Annotated in this window: 19 protein-coding genes; 4 read left to right on the top strand and 15 right to left on the bottom strand. The window is 43.7% G+C overall.

What is annotated here, in order from left to right; genetic code table 11:
* The 8 genes from TY49_RS25290 to TY49_RS16825 form a co-directional block, all read right to left on the bottom strand.
* Positions 1-231, bottom strand: a 231-nt coding sequence (locus TY49_RS25290) for a hypothetical protein (protein WP_041967076.1), incomplete at its 3' end; no start/stop codon positions are given.
* Between the two features lie 145 nt (positions 232-376).
* Positions 377-1,435 (bottom strand): aromatic acid exporter family protein, encoded by a 1,059-nt coding sequence (locus tag TY49_RS16855; RefSeq protein WP_041967075.1) that lies wholly within the window; start codon positions 1,433-1,435, stop codon positions 377-379.
* Positions 1,436-1,525: 90 nt separating this feature from the next.
* Positions 1,526-2,215, bottom strand: a complete 690-nt coding sequence (locus TY49_RS16850) for a hypothetical protein (protein ID WP_041967074.1) — start codon at positions 2,213-2,215, stop codon at positions 1,526-1,528.
* Positions 2,212-2,964, bottom strand: coding sequence for a hypothetical protein (locus TY49_RS16845; protein ID WP_156972712.1), 753 nt, complete (start codon positions 2,962-2,964; stop codon positions 2,212-2,214). The genes TY49_RS16850 and TY49_RS16845 overlap by 4 nt, the downstream gene beginning before the upstream one ends.
* Positions 2,939-3,844 carry an ABC transporter ATP-binding protein gene (locus TY49_RS16840; protein ID WP_369390271.1) on the bottom strand — a complete coding sequence of 302 codons (906 nt, stop codon included), beginning with the start codon at positions 3,842-3,844 and terminating at the stop codon, positions 2,939-2,941. The genes TY49_RS16845 and TY49_RS16840 overlap by 26 nt, the downstream gene beginning before the upstream one ends.
* Positions 3,841-4,224 (bottom strand): GntR family transcriptional regulator, encoded by a 384-nt coding sequence (locus TY49_RS16835; RefSeq protein ID WP_041967071.1) that lies wholly within the window; start codon positions 4,222-4,224, stop codon positions 3,841-3,843. Before TY49_RS16835 ends, TY49_RS16840 begins: the two co-directional genes overlap by 4 nt.
* 165 nt (positions 4,225-4,389) lie before the next feature.
* Positions 4,390-4,605, bottom strand: coding sequence for a hypothetical protein (locus tag TY49_RS16830; RefSeq protein WP_041967079.1), 216 nt, complete (start codon positions 4,603-4,605; stop codon positions 4,390-4,392).
* A 71-nt stretch (positions 4,606-4,676) separates the two neighbouring features.
* Complete coding sequence (locus tag TY49_RS16825) at positions 4,677-6,398, bottom strand: ABC transporter ATP-binding protein (RefSeq protein WP_041967070.1); 1,722 nt, start codon at positions 6,396-6,398, stop codon at positions 4,677-4,679.
* A 168-nt stretch (positions 6,399-6,566) separates the two neighbouring features.
* Here TY49_RS16825 and TY49_RS16820 point away from each other — a divergent pair, with 168 nt between their 5' ends.
* Positions 6,567-7,043, top strand: coding sequence for a hypothetical protein (locus tag TY49_RS16820; RefSeq protein WP_041967069.1), 477 nt, complete (start codon positions 6,567-6,569; stop codon positions 7,041-7,043).
* 38 nt (positions 7,044-7,081) lie between these two features.
* Here the strand turns inward: TY49_RS16820 and proC are convergent, their stop codons facing one another.
* The 4 genes from proC to TY49_RS16800 all read right to left on the bottom strand — a co-directional run bounded on the left by proC (position 7,082) and on the right by TY49_RS16800 (position 11,405).
* Entirely contained in the window at positions 7,082-7,930 is an 849-nt protein-coding gene (proC, locus tag TY49_RS16815) for a pyrroline-5-carboxylate reductase (protein WP_198135641.1), read from the bottom strand.
* A gap of 190 nt (positions 7,931-8,120) precedes the next feature.
* Positions 8,121-9,314 carry an O-antigen ligase family protein gene (locus TY49_RS16810; protein WP_041967067.1) on the bottom strand — a complete coding sequence of 398 codons (1,194 nt, stop codon included), beginning with the start codon at positions 9,312-9,314 and terminating at the stop codon, positions 8,121-8,123.
* Complete coding sequence (locus TY49_RS16805; RefSeq protein ID WP_041967066.1) at positions 9,311-10,729, bottom strand: oligosaccharide flippase family protein; 1,419 nt, start codon at positions 10,727-10,729, stop codon at positions 9,311-9,313. The genes TY49_RS16810 and TY49_RS16805 overlap by 4 nt, the downstream gene beginning before the upstream one ends.
* 25 nt (positions 10,730-10,754) lie before the next feature.
* Positions 10,755-11,405 (bottom strand): YveK family protein, encoded by a 651-nt coding sequence (locus TY49_RS16800; protein WP_041967065.1) that lies wholly within the window; start codon positions 11,403-11,405, stop codon positions 10,755-10,757.
* A gap of 163 nt (positions 11,406-11,568) precedes the next feature.
* Here TY49_RS16800 and TY49_RS16795 point away from each other — a divergent pair, with 163 nt between their 5' ends.
* From TY49_RS16795 to TY49_RS16785, 3 genes are read left to right on the top strand one after another with little or no spacing between them, the layout of a single operon-like run.
* A complete protein-coding gene (locus TY49_RS16795) occupies positions 11,569-12,630 on the top strand; it encodes a glycosyltransferase family 4 protein (RefSeq protein ID WP_041967064.1) in 1,062 nt (353 codons plus the stop codon).
* Positions 12,631-13,635 carry a glycosyltransferase family 2 protein gene (locus TY49_RS16790; RefSeq protein ID WP_041967063.1) on the top strand — a complete coding sequence of 335 codons (1,005 nt, stop codon included), beginning with the start codon at positions 12,631-12,633 and terminating at the stop codon, positions 13,633-13,635.
* 4 nt (positions 13,636-13,639) lie between these two features.
* Complete coding sequence (locus TY49_RS16785; protein WP_041967062.1) at positions 13,640-14,566, top strand: NAD-dependent epimerase/dehydratase family protein; 927 nt, start codon at positions 13,640-13,642, stop codon at positions 14,564-14,566.
* Positions 14,567-14,574: 8 nt separating this feature from the next.
* Here TY49_RS16785 and TY49_RS16780 read toward each other — a convergent pair whose 3' ends face one another.
* From TY49_RS16780 to TY49_RS16770, 3 genes are all read right to left on the bottom strand, one after another.
* The gene (locus tag TY49_RS16780) at positions 14,575-15,219 is read right to left on the bottom strand and encodes a sugar transferase (RefSeq protein ID WP_269745759.1); all 645 of its coding nucleotides are present in this window, start codon (positions 15,217-15,219) and stop codon (positions 14,575-14,577) included.
* A gap of 26 nt (positions 15,220-15,245) precedes the next feature.
* A complete protein-coding gene (locus tag TY49_RS16775; RefSeq protein WP_084135524.1) occupies positions 15,246-16,394 on the bottom strand; it encodes a DegT/DnrJ/EryC1/StrS family aminotransferase in 1,149 nt (382 codons plus the stop codon).
* Positions 16,395-16,464: 70 nt separating this feature from the next.
* Complete coding sequence (locus tag TY49_RS16770) at positions 16,465-18,303, bottom strand: polysaccharide biosynthesis protein (protein WP_041967061.1); 1,839 nt, start codon at positions 18,301-18,303, stop codon at positions 16,465-16,467.
* Positions 18,304-18,888: the final 585 nt, after the last annotated feature.

Below are 18,888 nucleotides of genomic sequence, written 5' to 3'. Positions count from 1 at the left end.
CAGCTTTTCTGCCTTTTCCTCCAAACCTGTCTGAAGTTGGGCGATGTTCTGACAGCTTTTCTGGCTTTCCATCCAAACCTGTCTGAAGTTAGGCGATGTTCTGACAGCTTTTCTGCCTTTTCCTCCAAACCTGTCTGAAATTGGCCCTAGTTCTGACAGCTTTTCTATCATTTCCTTCAAACTTGTACGAAGTTGCCTCTTATCTGACAGCTTTTCTGCTTTCTCTTCCAAACCTGTCCGAAGTTGGCCCTAGTTCCGACATCTTTTCTTCCTTTCCCACCAAACCTGTACGAAGTCGAACTAGGTTCAGACAACTTTCCTGGCTCTGCCTCCAAACCTGTCTGAAGTAATGTTTCTCAACGAAAAAAAGCCCCTATTAGGAGCTTATATCCAATGACTTTTCCAGTAACTTCTGATGCCTGATTTCAAATTTGTGGATGTGGTTCAATTCTTCTAGCAGGTCATGAATCGAGACCAGCTCGTAATAGATGACCGTTTCTTCAGAGAACCGGTGGGAGTAAGCCTCACGCACATCTACCTCATGCCTCAATAAATCCAGCAGTTCTTTTACAATAGCGTCATGAGACTCATCCATCGCAAAATCGGGATGGTGGAACGCGGACTTGATCGATTTTACCATGTCTTCGACTATCTGTGCTTTTTTCTCAGGCAGGTGCATTGATGGGAGCGAAACGAGATTTCCGACATGATAATGGACTTGTCTCAAGATTGTCAGCTTCTTGAATTCATAATGGATGTTCCTCATATTCTTCCGGTCGAATTGATGCAGCTTCCATTCTTTCTTTTGATGCTTGCATAGTGTTTCAATAGCTTCCATGTCTTTCAGGATTCTTTGAAAATCCGCCCTTGTTTCCCGGTGCAATGGCTGATGCCTTGTGATTTCCGTTCCCCTGCCTTCTATCAGGTCCCCTGTCTCTACAATCAATTGTTGGATTTTTGACTTGATCGATTTTGAATAGTCAGGTCTGATCACGAGCAGGTTCACCAGGGTCGACACCGTTAGCCCGGTCAAAGTCGTTCCTAGACGGATGAAAAAGTTGGACAAATAGTGATCCTGAACAGTCGAAATCATCGCCACTCCTGTAAGCACCGCCACCAGCGCTCCGTCCTGCAGATGCAGCTTGTGGCAGGCAACAATCGTCGCGACGGCAACAAGCATATAGGTTAGCGGGCTGTCGCCGAACGCAAAGTTGAAGACAACGGAAAAAGCAGCTCCAATCGCAGATGCCGGAAATCGTACATATGCTTTTTTTATCGAATCAGCCGCGGTCGGTTCAATCGTCACAATCGCTGTGATCACGGCGAACATCGGCGGCCAGCCTAACAGCTCACAGATCAAAGCCGTGATGAAGACAGCAATCCCCGTTTTAAGAACCCTTCCTCCGACAAAATTAAATTTTTTAAGTATAGCCATTTTGCATTCCTCATTTATAAATACATACACTCATTATACCGTATGGAAGCCAGATACGAAAAAGAGCCCCTAATAATAGGGACTCCTGAATTAGTTGATTACATATCCGTCTCCGGTGACCTCAGTATCAGCCGGGACAGTGATATAGATGAATTCCATTCCTTGCATCATTCCATATCCACCGTTGAACTGCTCTCCACCTTCACTGAATTGAGTAAATGGAAATGCGTTCTTGTACTTAACATGCTTGATATTCACATGATCAGGCGGATAGATTTTCAGAGTAGATTCACTTAGCTCTATCTCTGGTGATTTAAAGCGGTCGGTTATATCAATATTGTCCATATAGGAATAAGTGGAGTAATGGGTCACATCTACTTTTCCGTCAAGAGATTCAACCTTTTCGACGAAGATCATTACATTCTGACCCATAAATTTTATGTCCAGAAGCTTATCTTTGAGCGGAAAATCCCATGTTTCTTTTTTGGTAAGTCCTTCCGCTTCTTCAATCCTTCCAGATTCAACTACAGAATAAATATCGTTATTCAATCTATCGTTTTCTTCAATTTCTTTATCAGTCAGGTACTCAGCTTCTAATGTATCTTCAACAGGCACCATGAATGATAGAATACCCGCCACCAGCAGGATAATGAGGTATCCAGCAAAAACCTTTGTGATGCCGCTTCCGCTCATGAACCTAGCACCGAAGAATCTATTTGAAAAACTCCCGAAACTGACCATCAGCAAGATAATAAAGAATAATAGAAAGATAATACTCATTTCCTCACCTCCAGGCTGTTAGAGATCCAAACTGATATTGCATAGGCAAGCGCGGATGCGAGAAGCACCTTTAACATAAACAGCAGAAAGGATGTTTCTCTCACAAAAATTTGCCCGATATCAATCACAAGGGTAGACTCGCTTGCCAGGAATACATTTAAAAACAAACTTCCGAAAAGGAGCGCAGGAAGGATGATAATGAAAGCCTTGTTCCTCTGCACCAGCATCCCAACCAGATAGCCCAGCGCTGTGAACAGGAACAGATAAAGAATCGTAGCAGTCAGGCCTTCTGCCATTTGCAGCATTGTTATTGGCTGGCTTTCGATGAATTCCCGGTCCTTCTGGAACAGAATCGCCAGCTTCAACGATTGGCTTGCGAGCACAAACGTAACTCCGCCGATGACACTTGCCCAGCCAAGGAACAGGATATTCGATAAATGACTGCTCAGCCTGTTGGCCACAAACGCGTAATCATCAAAACGATAAGCCTGGGTGGTGACGACGATTGCTGAGATAAAAGCCCATATCATCATAAAAGCGAGGATGATATTGCCAGAATAATAGTTCATATCATAGCTGAAAGTTTCCGATCCTCCGCCACCACCTCCTTCTCCGCCAAGCGAAAAAAGAATCCCGATAATCTGCAGCATCATCAGCGACGTGAACATCCCACGGTAAGATTTCATTTTAAAACGAAACTGCTTTTTCACAACATCCCAAAGGCTAACCTTTGTTAAATACATCATCAATCCCGCCTTTCTCCTGGCTCGTCAAGTACAGACAGAGGTCCTCGTTTGAAATCGTCGAGAATTCCAGGTTGTTTTTCATCGCTGAAGCAATCTGGTCATCGGAAAGATCATTGCGGATCACGGCATATATCCGTCCGAATTCGGTATTGCTTTTATGAAATACCTCATGGCCTCGGAGCCAGTTCTTAATCGCCTCTTCTTTTCCGCTGACAACAACCGCATACTCGCGAAGTTCTTCAATCGGCATATGCAAAAATTGCTTTCCGTCCTTTAGGAGCAGTATGTCTTCTAGGATATCCTCTACCTCGTTCAGGTGATGGCTTGAGATAATGATCGTACGGGGGTTCGCGATATAGTCCTTCAAGAGCGCTCTGTAAAAATCCTTCCTGACTCCGGCATCCATTCCATTTGTTGGTTCATCGAAAATCGTCAGCGGGCATCGTGCCGCCAGTCCTATAATTGCGTTGAATGTATTCTTCATCCCTTTTGATAGTCCGTCATGATTCTGCTTCGGATCCAGGCCGAAATAATCAAACAGATTACGCGCAAGCTTCATATCCCAGTTGTGATAAAAATCGGCTGCTGATTCCAGCAGTTCCTCGAGATTCAATGCGGCTGGCAAATTCAGGTCATTATCAATCATGATCATATTGGCAGACACTGTTAGATTATTGAATGGATTCTCTCCAAACACTCTGACCTCACCTGAACTCTCGCGCATGAACCCTGCAGCGATTTTCAGCATCGTCGTCTTCCCTGCTCCATTCCTGCCAATCAGGCCGGTGATCTTATTTTCACCGAGGGAAAACGAAAGGTTATCTAAGGCTTTTTTCTTCCCATATGTTTTTGTTACATTTTCGAACTCCAGCACACTCATCATGAATCCCCCTTCATATCCCGTTTGGCTTCCTGGATCATCTCGATCAATTCCTCTTTCGTCACCTGGAGGTGCTCCGCCTCCCGCACCAACTCAGCCACCAATAACTTCAATGTCTGGTTCCTCCGTTTCGCCGTTATAATCTTCTTCGCATCCTCCGATACAAACATCCCGAGACCGCGCTTTTTATAAACAATGTTTTCATCTGCCAAAATATTCAACCCTTTTGCCGCTGTCGCTGGATTGATATTCAGCATTTCCGCAAGCTGATATTGTGAATAAACCTTCTCATCCTTTTTGATACTCTCGCTGAGAATCTCCGTTTCCAGCCACTCGGCGATTTGGACGTAAATCGGCTTCATGCTATCTGAATTAAGAATCAACCCCGCACCTCCTCTAACAGGTTACATAGTGCATTACTGTTGTAATGTACTATATATTATATTATGCAATATCACAAGGGATATTTAACCATTTATAAAAATATTAGATAATTATAGAAATCTCCAATATAAAAAACCCCCTCGCATTTCACGAGAGGGTAAATTCTATAAAACTTTTTTGTCCAATGGACTTTCCAGCTTCATAAGTTCCAACTTCATTTTTTCCGTTTCAATCAGGTAGTTTTCATGCTTCAATCTTTCAAGCTCGATTTCGTCTTTAATCATGCTGTGTTTGATTTTGGCTACTCTTTGATAATGGCTTGTAACAATCGCGACTAGCGGGATCGAAAACACCATTATAATTGTAATCGTTCCTGTCATCATGGAACTTCACTCCAAATCTATCATGATTTTACTTATATCATAGCAAAAACAGGAAAAATAAACCAACCCTAAACAGATGTTTCAAACTGGACTTTATGCAGGTTGGCGAAGATGCCTCCCTGTTCGATCAGCTCATCGTGACTGCCTTGTTCTGCGATTCCATCCTCTGTCACGACGACAATCCTATCCGCGCTTCTGATTGTTGCCAGTCTGTGTGCGATGACGAGCGTTGTCCGGTTCTTGGATAGTTCGCCAAGAGCTTTTTGAATGATTCTTTCTGTCTCTGTATCCAGTGCGGAAGTCGCTTCATCAAGAATCAGGATTGGCGGATTCTTCAGGAACATACGTGCAATCGCAATCCGCTGTTTCTGTCCGCCCGACAGCTTCAGGCCGCGTTCTCCAATCTGTGTTTCATAGCCATCCGGCAGGGCAGCGATGAAGTCTTCCAAGTGCGCCTGCTTAGCGGCTCTGACGATATCTTCATGCGTTGCACCAAGTGAACCGTAGGCAATATTTTCACGCAAGGTCCCGGTGAAAAGAAACACATCCTGCTGGACAATTCCGATCTGTGAGCGGAGTGATTTCTTGGTTATCTCGCGGATATCGATGCCATCGATCGTGATACTGCCGCTGTTCACATCATAGAAGCGCGGAATCAATGAACAAATCGTCGTTTTCCCTGCTCCAGATGGTCCGACGAACGCGACCGTTTCCCCATGACGAATTTTCAAATCGATTCCTTCCAAGACAGGTTTATTTTCATCATAGCTGAACGTAACATCTCTGAATTCGATATCACCTTTCAAACTAGCGATCTCAGTCGCATCTTCCCGGTCCACAACATCTGGACTCTGGTCCATCAGCTCGGTAAACCGTTTGAACCCTGCCATTCCTTTTGGATACAATTCAAGAATCGCACTGATTTTATCGATTGGCTTGAAAAGGACGTTGACATACAAGACGAAGCCTACCAGTTCTCCATAACTCAAACTGCCGCTAAAGCTTAGCCACGCCCCATACACCAGGACTACAAGGATAATCAACCTTGTCAGCATATAGATGCCAGATGAACTGAAGGACATAACCTTATAGGCAGTCAATTTAGCACGACGGAACTTACGGTTATTCTTTGTGAATCTCTCAATCTCAAAATCTTCATTTGTAAAAGACTGGACAACCCGGACTCCCGACACGCTGTCCTCAACCCTGGCATTCACATCGGCAATATCTGTGTACATATTTTTCCACGCCGCGTTCATCTTCAGGTTGGAATAGGTAATAAGCCAAATCAGAAACGGTACGATGATCATCGTAGTCAATGCCAGATTGACATTGATCGTCAACATGATCCAGAACGCGCCGACGAAGGTCATCACCGCAATGAATAAATCCTCCGGTCCATGATGTGCAAGCTCACCCAAATCAAAAAGATCATTGGTAATTCGGCTCATGATGTGTCCGGTTTTCGTATTATCGAAAAAGCGGAATGATTGCTTCTGCACATGCTGAAACAGCTGCTGCCTCATGTCTGTCTCAATGTTGATTCCCAGCTTATGGCCCCAGTAGTTCACGATAAATTGAAGCAATGTGCTGATTATGTACAACAGCAGCAGCCCGATGCTTACACTGACGATCATATTCCAGTTCCCGCCAGGCAATAAGGTATCAATAAACCATTGCACAGCGAGAGGAAAAGCAAGCTCCAACAGAGCAACAATTACCGCACTGCTGAAGTCAATGATGAATAACCGCCGATGAGGGCGATAATAAGTAAAGAATCTCCGTATCATTTTCCTATCTCCTTTAATATCTTCAAGTGATTATATGCCAAGGAGTGTCACTATTTCAATAATTTTGAAAAAATAAACCGAGAGGATATTTCTTCAATATACGGTTATTTTTACAAAATATTGGTTAGTTTATAGAAGAATCGAACTGCGGTTGAGGTGAATACATAATTGATTTCTAAAAGACATTTCCTGTTTAATGTAATAATCATTGCCGTTCCATGGCTTTCTTTAGTGTTCATTGGCAGAAGAAGCTTCAAACGTTATTCTTTTGCTGGGGTTTTGATTATTGTGTTTGAAATTATCAACCATTTGTATGGTCACAAACGGCAGTGGTGGAAGTTTTACAATAAACGAAAGTCCTTCCTGAGGGATGAACTTCCATTTAGCATTGGACCATATATGCCGCTATCAATGTGGCTGCTGAAGTACTCGTTTGGGAATTTCAAAAAGTTTATTACGCTTAATGCGATTGCCGACGCGATTTTTGCCTTCTTTTTCATCGATGTGCTCAAGAAGCTAAAAATCATCAGATTGAATAAGCTGAATCATCTTCAGTTCTTTTTCTACCTGCATTACAAAGCTTACTTACTGTATGGGGTACAATACCTGTTTGAGAAGATGCGGGGATATAGATTGTATATGTAAAAAACGCTCCGGGGCTCTATGCCCGGAGCGTTCGTTTATTAGGAAGGCACAAGAACTCCTTCAAGCTCTCGATTGATTTCTTTTGAGCGGTTTGCTGCATGATTGACTGCCTGGGAGATTGCCGTACCGCCGTTGTACTTTCTCAACGCGTTCAACCCTGATGCTGTCGTTCCATTTGGAGAGGTCACATTTTTCCTGAGGACCTCTGGTGTTTCGTCTTTTTCGATGATCATTTTTGCCGCACCAAGGATTGTCTGGGCAATGATTTCACGGGCCATTTTTTCGTCCATCCCGTTTTCCCTGCCGACACGCTCCATATGCTCCATCAAGTAGTAAAAATAAGCAGGGCCGCTTCCGGCAAGGCCTGTGAAGATATCCATCTGCTCTTCTTCAATCAGGAACACTTTTCCCATGCTGCTTAAAAGTTCTTTTATATCCTCGATGTTTTCATCCGATGTGTGTAATCCTGGAGAAATGGCAGTGGCTGATTCCTGGATCATGCTTGACGTGTTCGGCATGACGCGGACAACCTGCTGGCCATCTTTAAGGTTATCTTCCATAAACCCTGTTGAAATACCTGCCAGAACGGACACAACCACCTGGCCAGGAACTAATTTATCCTTCAAAGCTTCTAGAGCTCCCGCTGCACCTTTTGGCTTCATCGCTAAAATAAACATATCGATATCTTCATATGGCAATTCAGATTGAGGCATCGCATTGATTCCATACCTGGATTCCAACCGCTCCAATTTGGCTGCATTGCTCTTGTTCGTCACATAAACATTTTCCGCACGCATTTTACCTGATTTGACTACACCTGAAATCATTGCTTCCGCCATCGATCCGGCACCTAAAAAAGCTACTTTTTTATGTTTTAACAACCGCATTCACCTCATAAAAGTTTATTTCCGTTCACATTTTATCAACGTTACCTATAGTAACATCCTCAGAATGAGATTCAAGGATATGAGGTCAATTCGGTAGCATACTGGCGAGATAGTGAATGAAAGCGGAAACATTCTGTTTATAAGTTGCATTTTATTAGGTAAATCCTCGTTAATCCATTGAGAATCCAAATTATGGCCGAATACGGGAAGTGAAGTTCCCCTTCAAAACGTATGGATACAGGACAGCTAAAAATAGAAAAAACATCTCATTAGGAATGCTTGAAAGGAAAAAAATTTGAATTAGAATGCCAAAGTAAGCCAGGTAAAGGTAAGAAGCACTTCTATATATTTTTTCTTTCTGAAGCTTAGCAAAAATGAAAACCAGCATGACCAGGAATAAGGAAATACCAATCACCCCAGATTCGGCTAACACTTCCAGGAAGGTATTATGTGCGTATTTTAGCTTGCCGGTATCCCTGAGATAATAGTCTGAAAAGTTGAAGACGCCAATTCCTATCACAGGGCTGCTAACGAAATAATGCAGCGCTTTTTCCCATATTTCAAATCGTCCACTGCCACCGTCATTGCCAATCCTGGTCATTCTGTCTATGATCATTTCGAAAATGTTAAAGTTCGTGAAGCGAGAAACAATGAATCCGATGGCAATAGAGAAGCTGAAGGTTTTTAAGAGTGTCCAAATTTTTACCCGTTTGATATAAATGTACATCACAATGATGAGCAGCATGGCAGCGAGCCCTCCACGTGAAAAGGTCAGCACATTACAAACAGCAGCCAGCAAGAATCCATAGCGATTTTTAGAATGCTGCAGGTTAGTTAAGTAGAAGGCAAAGAAGATTGTATTATGAAGGATATAAAAATTCGGGTCATCAAGGAGGCCAATCAACCGTGGATAATCACGGTCCAGGAGCACCCCATGCATCCGGATGTCTTCATCTCCCTCGGACGAAAGCTGGAACCCCAGCATTTTCAGCCCGTAAATGTATAGAAGCAAGCTTATGCCATTAAAAAGCAGACCTGCATTGGCCACAGCCTTTTCAATCACTACAGTCGAAAAGCTTGATATCAACGACTTCATTAATAAATAGCAGCTGATAATCAATATGAAACCGAGGATGATCCGCAGGCTGCTTTCAGGGAATAAGGAAAAAACTCCTGTGAAAGCATAGTACAGATAAAACAAATACATGGACGCTTCGTATTCTGTTGTTTCTTCAAAAACAACTTCCCGGAGATGAAAGAGATAGTAGCCAAATAGCAGCAGCATATATGGCTGCAATGAAAACCCAACATCGATGCTATACTTCCCAAGGTGGATCAATACGAAGAGTCCCACTAGGGCAAAGTATTTCCGATCTTGTTTCACGAAACATCCCTCCTCTTTTTCAAAGAAAGGATCAATTTCCTCAGCTGCTGATCAAGCAAGCAGAGCAGACAGATGAAAACACAGCTGACGAAAGACGCTAAGTACGGATTGCCTGGCAGTATAAAATCGATGCCATAGAAGCACAATGCAAAAAACGCAACATAACTCGCAGCCTTTTTAGCGATGGGCCAACGATCCGGGTTCATTGCCAGAAACCCAAGGACAGAAATGATTTCGATCAGGACAGCAGCATAGACCGCCCCCATGACCGTGAATTCCCCGCTTAAAAAGTAATATAGAAACACAGCAGCCATGACGACCACAAACTGGACTGCCGTTCGTCTTGTCTGCAGATTTTTTGTTGTCAGCCCATCGGCAAAAGCGATACTGATGCTCTGGAAAAATAAAATCAGGCCGGCAATTTTCAACGGTTCTGCCGCAGAGGCCCATTTTGCTCCGAAAAGAAGAGAAACAATTTCATTCGACAAAAAGAAGATCGGGATTGTCATAAGCATGCCGATGATCCCCATCATTTTTGCCTGGAGAATATTAAGCCTCAAGTGTTCCTCATGCTCACCATGATGGAAATGACGGAACAGAACCGGGTAAAACGCTCCCGCGATGACACCCGGCACCTGATACAGCGCCGATGGAATTCGGTATGCCACTGCAAAGATTCCCACTTCAGTCATTGTGATTGTTTTTTCTAGAATGAGCGGTCCTAATTGCGGCAGGAGCATAATCAGCAAACCGCTCAGCACAAAGGACCAGATATTTTTAAGCAGAGATCTCTTGAAAGGAGTACGGAGGTTAAGCTTGACCTGCCTTCCCACCAAATAAAGGCCGTAAAAACCAGCGATTAAATAAGAGAGGCCGAATAAAAAGGCGATCATTAGCACATGAAGCGATAAAAACATGCCAATTGGAATGAGGATTACAAGCACTAGCGAAGAACAGATACGAATATATCCTAAATACTCCATCTTCTCTTTCAGCTGGAAGTAAGTGATCCCAATACTTTGCAGTGCAAGTCCGGCTACCATTGGAATGACCAGGGAAAACATGATCCCCTTCAACTGTGGCTGGTCATATGAAAAATGGATGATCGCATACGAAGACAAAAATGTCGCAGCAAGAAGGATGGCCCGCAATTTTATATACGAAACAACAATAGCCGCAACATCCGCATTCTGTTTGGACCCCTCCCTCAGCACGGTGTTGCTCAGACCTGCGTCGGTAAAATACCCCATGACCATCGCAAACGCCAGTGCCACACTGAACATTCCATAATTCTCAGCATTTAAATAGTTGACCAGTACAATCAGCACCACCGTATTGACCCCTCTGGAAAGAGCCGTACTGTAAAAAAGATGAAAAACATTCTTTCCGATTCCGTTTTTGCCAGCCTTGCTCATAACCCTTCACCACTTTTATTCCGACCTAGTACTTTTTCCTTTCACCCTTACTGGTGCGCGATCTAATGAATTCTTTCTGTGCTCGATTTTCGTTAATGCTGTCAAAGTAATCTTTTAACATCGCTATTCCGACCCCAGCAAAAAGGCCAACAACCGCAGCTATTGCCATCGATACAACCATATTCGGAAAAATCTTTTCCGGCTTTGTCTGATTGCCCTTTCCTTCCAGGATGTTGACAACGTCGACCTCCGTAACCTCCTTGAATTCAGTGGCAGACGATTCAGCAATCTCGTTTGCGATTTCCCTTGCCAGGTCTGGACTCTTATCATGAACCGCCAAAGTCACGACCAAAGAGTTTTTGTTATTTGAAATGAATAATTGATCCTGGACATCCTTGACTGTACGTTTTAGCTCAAGTTTCGATATGACAGGTTCAAGTACCGCCGAGCTTTCAACCAAATCTATATACGTTTGTATTAGCTGTTCATTTGTAATTGGGTCTACATATGAAGAGGAAGTATTGATGTTTCCAATTAAAATTTGCTTTTTAAACTGATGGACAGGGTTGAAGACAAACTGCAGCAAGATAAAAGCTAATAGGACGACGCTTAGAAACGAAACAGCGATCAGCTTGATCCTCCGTCTAAGCACCTCAGCAAGTTCTATGATTGACAAGAAAACCTCCCCCTTTCATGTTCATAAGACTGTATTATTTATATCGATTTTCATGAAAAAGGTTCCTTTTTACTGCCCAGGCATCCAGCGATTGTTACCAAATTCCCATGTCGAGCATAAACTATTTTTCAAGATATCTTTTTTCATGAAGAGGATGAATTCTATGAATCTATTATTTATTACAGACTTCCTGGATACCGGGGGCGCAGAGAGATATTTTGTCAAATGCGAGAATATGATTCCTGACGAAAAGCTGCAGATTTATACCGCTGCCAGGAAAGGCTCATTTGTCCAATACTTAGCCAATCCTGCCAATTTTACGGCAATCAGGGGCAATCCCATTACAAACCTGATCATATTGTTTTGGCTTGTCGTGAGAAAGGACATTTCAGCTATCCATGCCAACAGCCTGAGGATGCTGTTCCATGCCGTTCTTTTAAAATGCTTCTTTCCACGGATAAAGCTGATTTATACAAAGCATAATGTGACACTCTTGGATCATCACTTTCCGTCCTTGCTTGTTTTTCTTTTAAGATACTTCGTTGCTCGAATCATTACTGTCTATCAGGGACAGGCAGATGAACTTGCCACTATGGGTATACCTGCGGCAAAAATAAAGACCATTTATAATGGTGTGGATTTGCAGCAGTTCCAGTACGTAAACAACAGACAAGATAGAGTTAAAAAAACGATCGGAATCTTAGGGAGACTCTCCCCCGAAAAGAACATTCCCTTCTTTTTAAAAATCGCCGAAAAACTGAATGGAGAAAGCTATGATTTTCTTATTGCCGGGGATGGTCCTGACCGTGACAAAATTGAAGATAAAATCAAACAGTCTGGACTGGAGGAGAGAGTCGAGATGCTCGGGGATATCAGCAACCCGGATGATTTTCTTGCATCGATTGATGTCTTTGTGCTGACTTCCTTTCGGGAGGCTTTCCCAATGAGCATCCTCGAGGCATTCGCGGTCGGGACTCCGGTGGTGACAATCGATGTCGGGGGGATCAGCGAAGCAGTGCACAATGAGGAGACTGGAATCCTTATCGAGACCCACTCGGAGGATGAATTTTCCTCAAAGATTGCCGAGTTATTGAGGGATAAAGATAAGGTTGAGCATATCCGGGCAGCTGCCAGAAAAGCGGCTGAAACCAAATTTAATCTCCAGCATATGATCCATGAAACAAAACAGGTCTACCTAGAAGTACATGAAGATAGGAGGATGTAAATGGACACAAGCAAGATTTCGGTCATCATTCCTGTATACAATGAAGAAAAATATATATCAGAAGTGATTGAGAGCATTAATGACCAATCATGGAAAGAGCCAATTGAAATCATCGTCGTCGATGGAAATTCAACCGACAGGACGAGGGATATTATTCTAAAGCTAGCGAAAAACTTAAAGGCCAATCGGGAAATCAGGCTGCTGACAAACCCAGAAAAGTCGATTCCCCGATCGCTGAATATGGCATGTGAAGCAGCGTCTACACAACTCATCGTCCGGATTGACGGGCATACATTGGCGCCGGAAAATTACATTTCAGACGCGGTTACGACACTGAAATCTATTGACTTTAACGGCATAGCCGGCGGAAGGCTCAGGATTTCTCCAGGCTCAGACACGATTGTATCCACTGCCATCTCCACAGCGGTCTGCCATCCATTCGGCATTGGCAATGCCTCCTACCGCACGTATCAGGGAAATGGGATCGTGGAGACCGATACAGTACCCTTTGGCGCTTTTACAAAGCAAACATGGGAGCTCCTGGGTGGATACGACGAAGAACTTTTGGGCGATGAAGATTATGATTTCTGTCTCAGAGCACGGGCAAAAGGATTGCAAATCCTCTTGAATCCGAAGATTATCCTTGATTATTACGCGCGTCCAACCTACATCGATTTATGGCAGCAATACTATCGCTACGGGTACTGGACAACCAGGACCTTATCGAAGCACAAAAAAGTCCCTGCCTTCCGCAAATGCATCCCACTCTTATTCACAGCAACTCTAGTATTCTTATCTGTCTTCATACCAACCCTATTTTACCTCCAGCTAATCATCTATCTGGCAGCCGCAGCTTTTTTTGCTATTAAAGCAAGCAGGCCTGTTAAGAAACCGAAAATCATGTTCAGTCTTTGCCTTCTGCTCTCTTTTCCGATTCTGCATTTTTCCTATGGATTCGGCAACATCTTCGGCATAGCAGGTTTAATCGTAAAGGATAGGAGATGATGGTATGAAAGTACTGGTAACAGGTGGTGCCGGTTTCATCGGCTCGACAATAGCAGAGGAATTACTCAAAGCCGGCCATGAGGTGTTCATCGTTGATAATCTATCCACTGGAAAAAGAGAGTATGTGCCATCCCGCACTGCTTTTTTCCCGGTCGACCTGCTGGATAGCGGCGACCTGTCTGTTGTTTTCAAGCTGGTGCGTCCCAATGTGGTAATCCACCAGGCAGCCCAGGTCAGTGTCCCAAAATCGCTGGTGGATCCGTGCACTGACGCTGATATTAATATTTCCGGCACCCTTTCGTTGCTGAAATTATGTGAACAATACAAGACAGAGAAAATCATCTTTGCATCATCGGCAGCTGTCTATGGGAACCCTCAGTACCTTGCAGTCGATGAAGAACATCCGTTGCAGCCAGAATCGTTTTACGGACTTTCTAAATTAACCGGGGAGCATTATATCCGGTTGTATTCCACTCTTTATGGGATTGATTATAGTATTCTCCGTTACGCTAATGTATTCGGCCCTAAACAGGACCCTCGCGGGGAAGGCGGTGTCATTTCGATCTTCATGGATCTCCTTAAACAGCGCAAGCCACTTTCCATCTACGGTGATGGCGAGCAAACCCGTGATTTTATTTATGTAAAAGATATCGCCGCTGCCAATCTCGCGGCATTGTCAGCCGGAAGAAAGGCTACCTTCAATATTGGGACCAATACAAAAACCTCTCTTAACACACTGGTCAGGCACTTAGAGAAGGTATCAAATACGAGATTGGTTGTTTCAAATGAAGCGTCCCGCCCTGGAGACATTCTCCACAGCCAGCTGGACAATACACTAGCAACACAAGAATTGAATTGGACTCCGCAATATACTCTGGAACAAGGTTTGGCAGAGACATATACATTTTATAACCATAAAAATAGCCCCTAATCGAGGGGCTACTTCTTTTCGAATCTTATTTTCGAACATTCCCAAATCTCTTTGAAGTCGTTCCGGCCTGCCAGCTTCGCGACAATCACATAAGCTGTTCGAAGCATGATTTGCAAATCGTACATAAGAGAGGTATTTTTCGTGTAATAAAGATCAATTGCCAGTTTCATAGGCATGACGGCTTCAATATATTTTTCATCGGTATTATCCCCTGTCAACAACGACTCTCCAGATGTGTAGTAATAAAGGCTGCCCGGGCTCGTTAATCCCGGCAAAACCTCAAGAGTCCGTAACTGCCCTTCCGTATAGTACCTTTCAACAATGACAGGATCCTCTGGACGGGGGCCAACGATCGACATGTCTCCCTTCAAAACATTCAACAGCTGCGGCAATTCATCCACCTTCGCTTTCCGAATCAAAGAACCGAAGGAGAAGATTCTGGGATCATCCACGCTGGTAACCAGCCTTTTTTCTGCCTGTAGGACATGCATCGTCCGGAATTTATACATAATAAATGGTTTCCCCTCCAGCCCTATTCTTTTGGCTTTGTAAAGTATAGGACCGGGGCTTGTTAATTTTATCCCTGCCGCAGCCAGAATAAAAACGGGGAATAGCAGAGCCATGGCAACAATAGATACAGTGAGATCAAGAATCCTTTTCTGCAGGCTGCTTCACCTTCTCACTTTTTATACTGATCTACTAGATTTAAAACCTGTTGTATTACATACTCTGTCTGCTTTTCAGTCATCCCTGGAAATAATGGGAGCGAGATGACTCCTTCGTATGCCTTCAATGTGTGGTGAAAGTCGGTAATCTTGTAACCTAATTTCTTATAAAACGGATGGATTGGAATCGGGATAAAATGCACACTGGTGCCAATCCCCGCTTCCTTTAGCTTCTCTATAAATTCATCCCGGCCAATTTTGAGGGTGTCTCCCTTCAATCTGATAGGATACAGATGCCATGCGTGACGGTGCTTCGGATCATCATGCGGTACTTGGAGCTGCTCGACCTTTGAAAAAAAAGTTTGGTATTGATCAGCTACCTTTTTCCTCAAAGTCTGCATTTCTTCTAATTTACCAAGCTGGACGATACCAAGTGATGCCTGAATATCTGTCATATTGTATTTGTATCCCGGACTTTCAATCTCGTAAAACCACGTTCCTTTATCAGAATAGCGGTTCCAGGCATTCTTGCTCATTCCATGCAGGCTTAGAACTTGGAGTTCATTCATCAGTTCCTCATCATCTGACGTGATCATTCCGCCTTCACCAGTGCATAGATTCTTCGTCGCGTAAAAGCTGAAACAGGTTATATCGCCTATGCTTCCGACTAAACGATCATGAAATTTGGTATAAACCGCATGGGCAGCATCCTCGATCACCTTCACATTATGGCGCCTCGCAATCTCCATGATTCTATCCATTTCACACGGAAAACCCGCAAAATGGACCGGTATGATTGCTTTTGTTTTCGGAGTTATTGCTTTTTCAATTTCCTGGGGATCAATGTTCATCGTCAGGGGATCAATGTCTACAAATACGGGCTCTGCTCCACAATGGAGAATCGTATTCACTGTTGCCGCAAAAGTATAAGGCGTGGTGATTACCTGGTCTCCTTCTCCAATGCCGAGGACTTTCTGGGCGAGGTGCAGTCCCGCCGTACAGGAATTCAGGCCAAGAGCATGCTTGCTTCCTACATATACTGCAAAACTTTCCTCGAATTTTTTCGTCCTCTGGCCCTTTGTCAGCCAATTTGACTGAATTGCCGAGGTAACCTCATCTATTTCTTCCTGGCCAATATAAGGGGTATAAAAGGGAACTTTCACAACAAACCTCCTTTCTTTGGTTGTGAGTGGTGTAATGGCAGGAAACTTACTGTGGAATAGGGTGCGGCTGTTAATTGTTTGGTTGATAGGTTGGAACAATCGATTTAAGAACTGGCAACAGAAGGTCTGAATCCCCTTTTTCCTGTTCTGCCAGGTCCTCGAGCTTCTTCAATTTACTAAAAAAGTCAGGATCGCTGACCAAGACATTCTTTGCCCTGAATATTAAATGGTGCTCTGTATCCTGTATCTCTTCTTCAGCTGTCAGTAATTCTTCATACAATTTTTCCCCCGGACGGATTCCGGTGTACTTCAGTTCGATATCGATTCCCGGCTCGAGTCCAGATAGGGAGATCAATGTCTCGGCCAAATGCTTGATTTTTACTGGCTCACCCATATCGAGAAGGAAAAGCTCCCCTCCTTTCACAAAGGCGCCAGCCTGGATGACAAGCTGGACGGCTTCAGGGATGGTCATGAAATACCTGACCATGTCCGGATGTGTCAGCGTGACAGGACCACCTTCCCGGATTTGTTTTTTGAACAATGGCACCACGCTGCCACGGCTTCCCAATACATTCCCAAATCGCACAATACAAAAATTAGTATCACTTTTTTCATCCATTGCCTGAATGACCATTTCAGCCGCTCTTTTCGTAGCTCCCATGATACTCGTCGGCCTTACCGCTTTGTCTGTTGAAATCTGTACAAACCGTTCAGTTCCGCTGGCGTCTGCTGCTTCCGCTAAATTCCTTGTACCGAGAACATTATTCTTGATTGCTTCAAGCGGATTATCTTCCATAATTGGAACGTGTTTATGCGCGGCCGCATGGAAGACAATTTGCGGTTTATATTTTCCGAAGATGCTGTTCACTCTTTTTCTATCCTGGATATCGCCAATCAGCCCAGTTAAAACGAGATCGGGATTCTTCTTCATCAGTTCACTCTTAATTTGGTAAATGCTATTTTCTCCGTGGCCTAGCATAATCAATTCCTTTACTTTGAACCTTGTAAGCTGGCGGCATAACTCCGACCCGATCGAACCGCCTGCACCTGTGACCAGTACCGTCTTGGTTTCAAGGTATTCAGCTATTCCTTGCAGATCAAGAATACTGGGATCCCTGCCCAGTAGATCCTCAACCTCTACATCCCTGATCCTGTTAACGGATACTTTTCCGTCAATAATATCGCTGACACGAGGCAGGATTTTCACATTACATTTTGTCTTTTTGCAAATGTTCACGACCTCTGCTATTTCCCTTTTGGAAGCAGAAGGCATCGCGATGACGATTGTATGGACTTGGTATCGCTCAGCAGCTAGAGGGATATCTTCCCTGCCACCCACAATCGAAATACCAAAAATCCTCATTCTCTGCTTCGAGGCATTGTCATCAATCATTGCTACCGGAAGCAACGTTTTCCGATAGTTTTTAAGCTCTTTTGCAACGAGCATCCCCGCATCACCGGCCCCAACAATCAGTGCCCTTTCCCTTTCCTGGTTAATGGGGTATCTCGACTCCTGTCTATACCTGAAAATAAAGCGGGATGTAAAAATACCAGTCAAGATAAATAACCAGAAAAGCAAGTAAATTGCAGGAGAAATATGGCGTACGACCTGAAGACTTTCAAGAAGGAACTGGACTAAAAAAGAGGTAATCACCGCAAGAGAAACAGCCTTAAAAACAAGCATCGCTTCGATAATGCTGGCATACTTCCACAGCCTGTGATAAACCTTATACAAAACAAAGGCTAGCAGGCAAACCGGAAGAACAATCATCAAGCTTTGAAACATACTATAACCATCAAAATGAGTCGTGTTCCCTTCCATTAATATATAAAAGCTCATCACTACGGAAAGGGAAATAATGACCATGTCACTTATCATAAACATCAAACGGTTTCTTCGTTTACGCATCTTTTTACCCTCTTCTATAAAATCATTTTTCTTACCCCTCCTACAATTTACCGTTCACTTCCTTTTTTTAGGGAGTATCTTCCTATACACATTAAGATATTGACCTATGCGCCCATTTGCTACTGTAATCTGATAATTAATTGATTTATTTCGATTCTTACCTTTGCAATACCAGAGAGGACTCCTGACCTACAATCATCGGTGAGATGAATCTCAAGGCTATCTATTCATTCCCCGTATGTGACTCCTTCTGCTTATAGCAACTCGGTCTTGCAGTAGTTAAACCATGCATGTAAGCTAGCTGAGCACAGATTCTGGGGTAATTTCAGATTTTTCATCTATAAAAAAACCTTCCCTACTCAGGAGGCCACTGAAAAAGTCTTAACAAGGATAGTTTTGTTAAATTGGCCGGTTGATTTCCACTCCAGGATGCTTCGCTTTCCGCGGGGCGTGCGGTGAGCCTCCTCAGCGCTAAAGCGCCTGTGGGGTCTCACCTGTCCCGCTGATCCCGCAGGAGTCTCGCACCTTCCGTTCCAATCAACCTAGTGCTGTAAATCTGTAACATTAATCAAACTACTAAAAAAG

The sequence above is a fragment of the Mesobacillus selenatarsenatis SF-1 genome (assembly GCF_000813125.1).
Taxonomy (GTDB): Bacteria; Bacillota; Bacilli; order Bacillales; family Cytobacillaceae; genus Mesobacillus; species Mesobacillus selenatarsenatis.
The sequence above is the reverse complement of the archived record's forward strand: the minus strand, read 5'-3'. Positions and strand labels throughout refer to the sequence as shown.

Excerpts from the sequence above, each read along its gene's own strand:
- TY49_RS16855 (WP_041967075.1), bottom strand. The coding sequence starts at position 1,435 with ATGGCTATACTTAAAAAATTTAATTTTGTCGGAGGAAGGGTTCTTAAA.
- TY49_RS16840 (WP_369390271.1), bottom strand. The coding sequence starts at position 3,844 with ATGATGAGTGTGCTGGAGTTCGAAAATGTAACAAAAACATATGGGAAG.
- TY49_RS16805 (WP_041967066.1), bottom strand. The coding sequence starts at position 10,729 with ATGAGCAAGGCTGGCAAAAACGGAATCGGAAAGAATGTTTTTCATCTT.
- TY49_RS16790 (WP_041967063.1), top strand. The coding sequence starts at position 12,631 with ATGGACACAAGCAAGATTTCGGTCATCATTCCTGTATACAATGAAGAA.
- proC (WP_198135641.1), bottom strand. The coding sequence starts at position 7,930 with ATGCGGTTGTTAAAACATAAAAAAGTAGCTTTTTTAGGTGCCGGATCG.
- TY49_RS16785 (WP_041967062.1), top strand. The coding sequence starts at position 13,640 with ATGAAAGTACTGGTAACAGGTGGTGCCGGTTTCATCGGCTCGACAATA.
- TY49_RS16795 (WP_041967064.1), top strand. The coding sequence starts at position 11,569 with ATGAATCTATTATTTATTACAGACTTCCTGGATACCGGGGGCGCAGAG.
- TY49_RS16850 (WP_041967074.1), bottom strand. The coding sequence starts at position 2,215 with ATGAGTATTATCTTTCTATTATTCTTTATTATCTTGCTGATGGTCAGT.
- TY49_RS16825 (WP_041967070.1), bottom strand. The coding sequence starts at position 6,398 with ATGATACGGAGATTCTTTACTTATTATCGCCCTCATCGGCGGTTATTC.
- TY49_RS16770 (WP_041967061.1), bottom strand. The coding sequence starts at position 18,303 with ATGCGTAAACGAAGAAACCGTTTGATGTTTATGATAAGTGACATGGTC.
- TY49_RS16830 (WP_041967079.1), bottom strand. The coding sequence starts at position 4,605 with ATGACAGGAACGATTACAATTATAATGGTGTTTTCGATCCCGCTAGTC.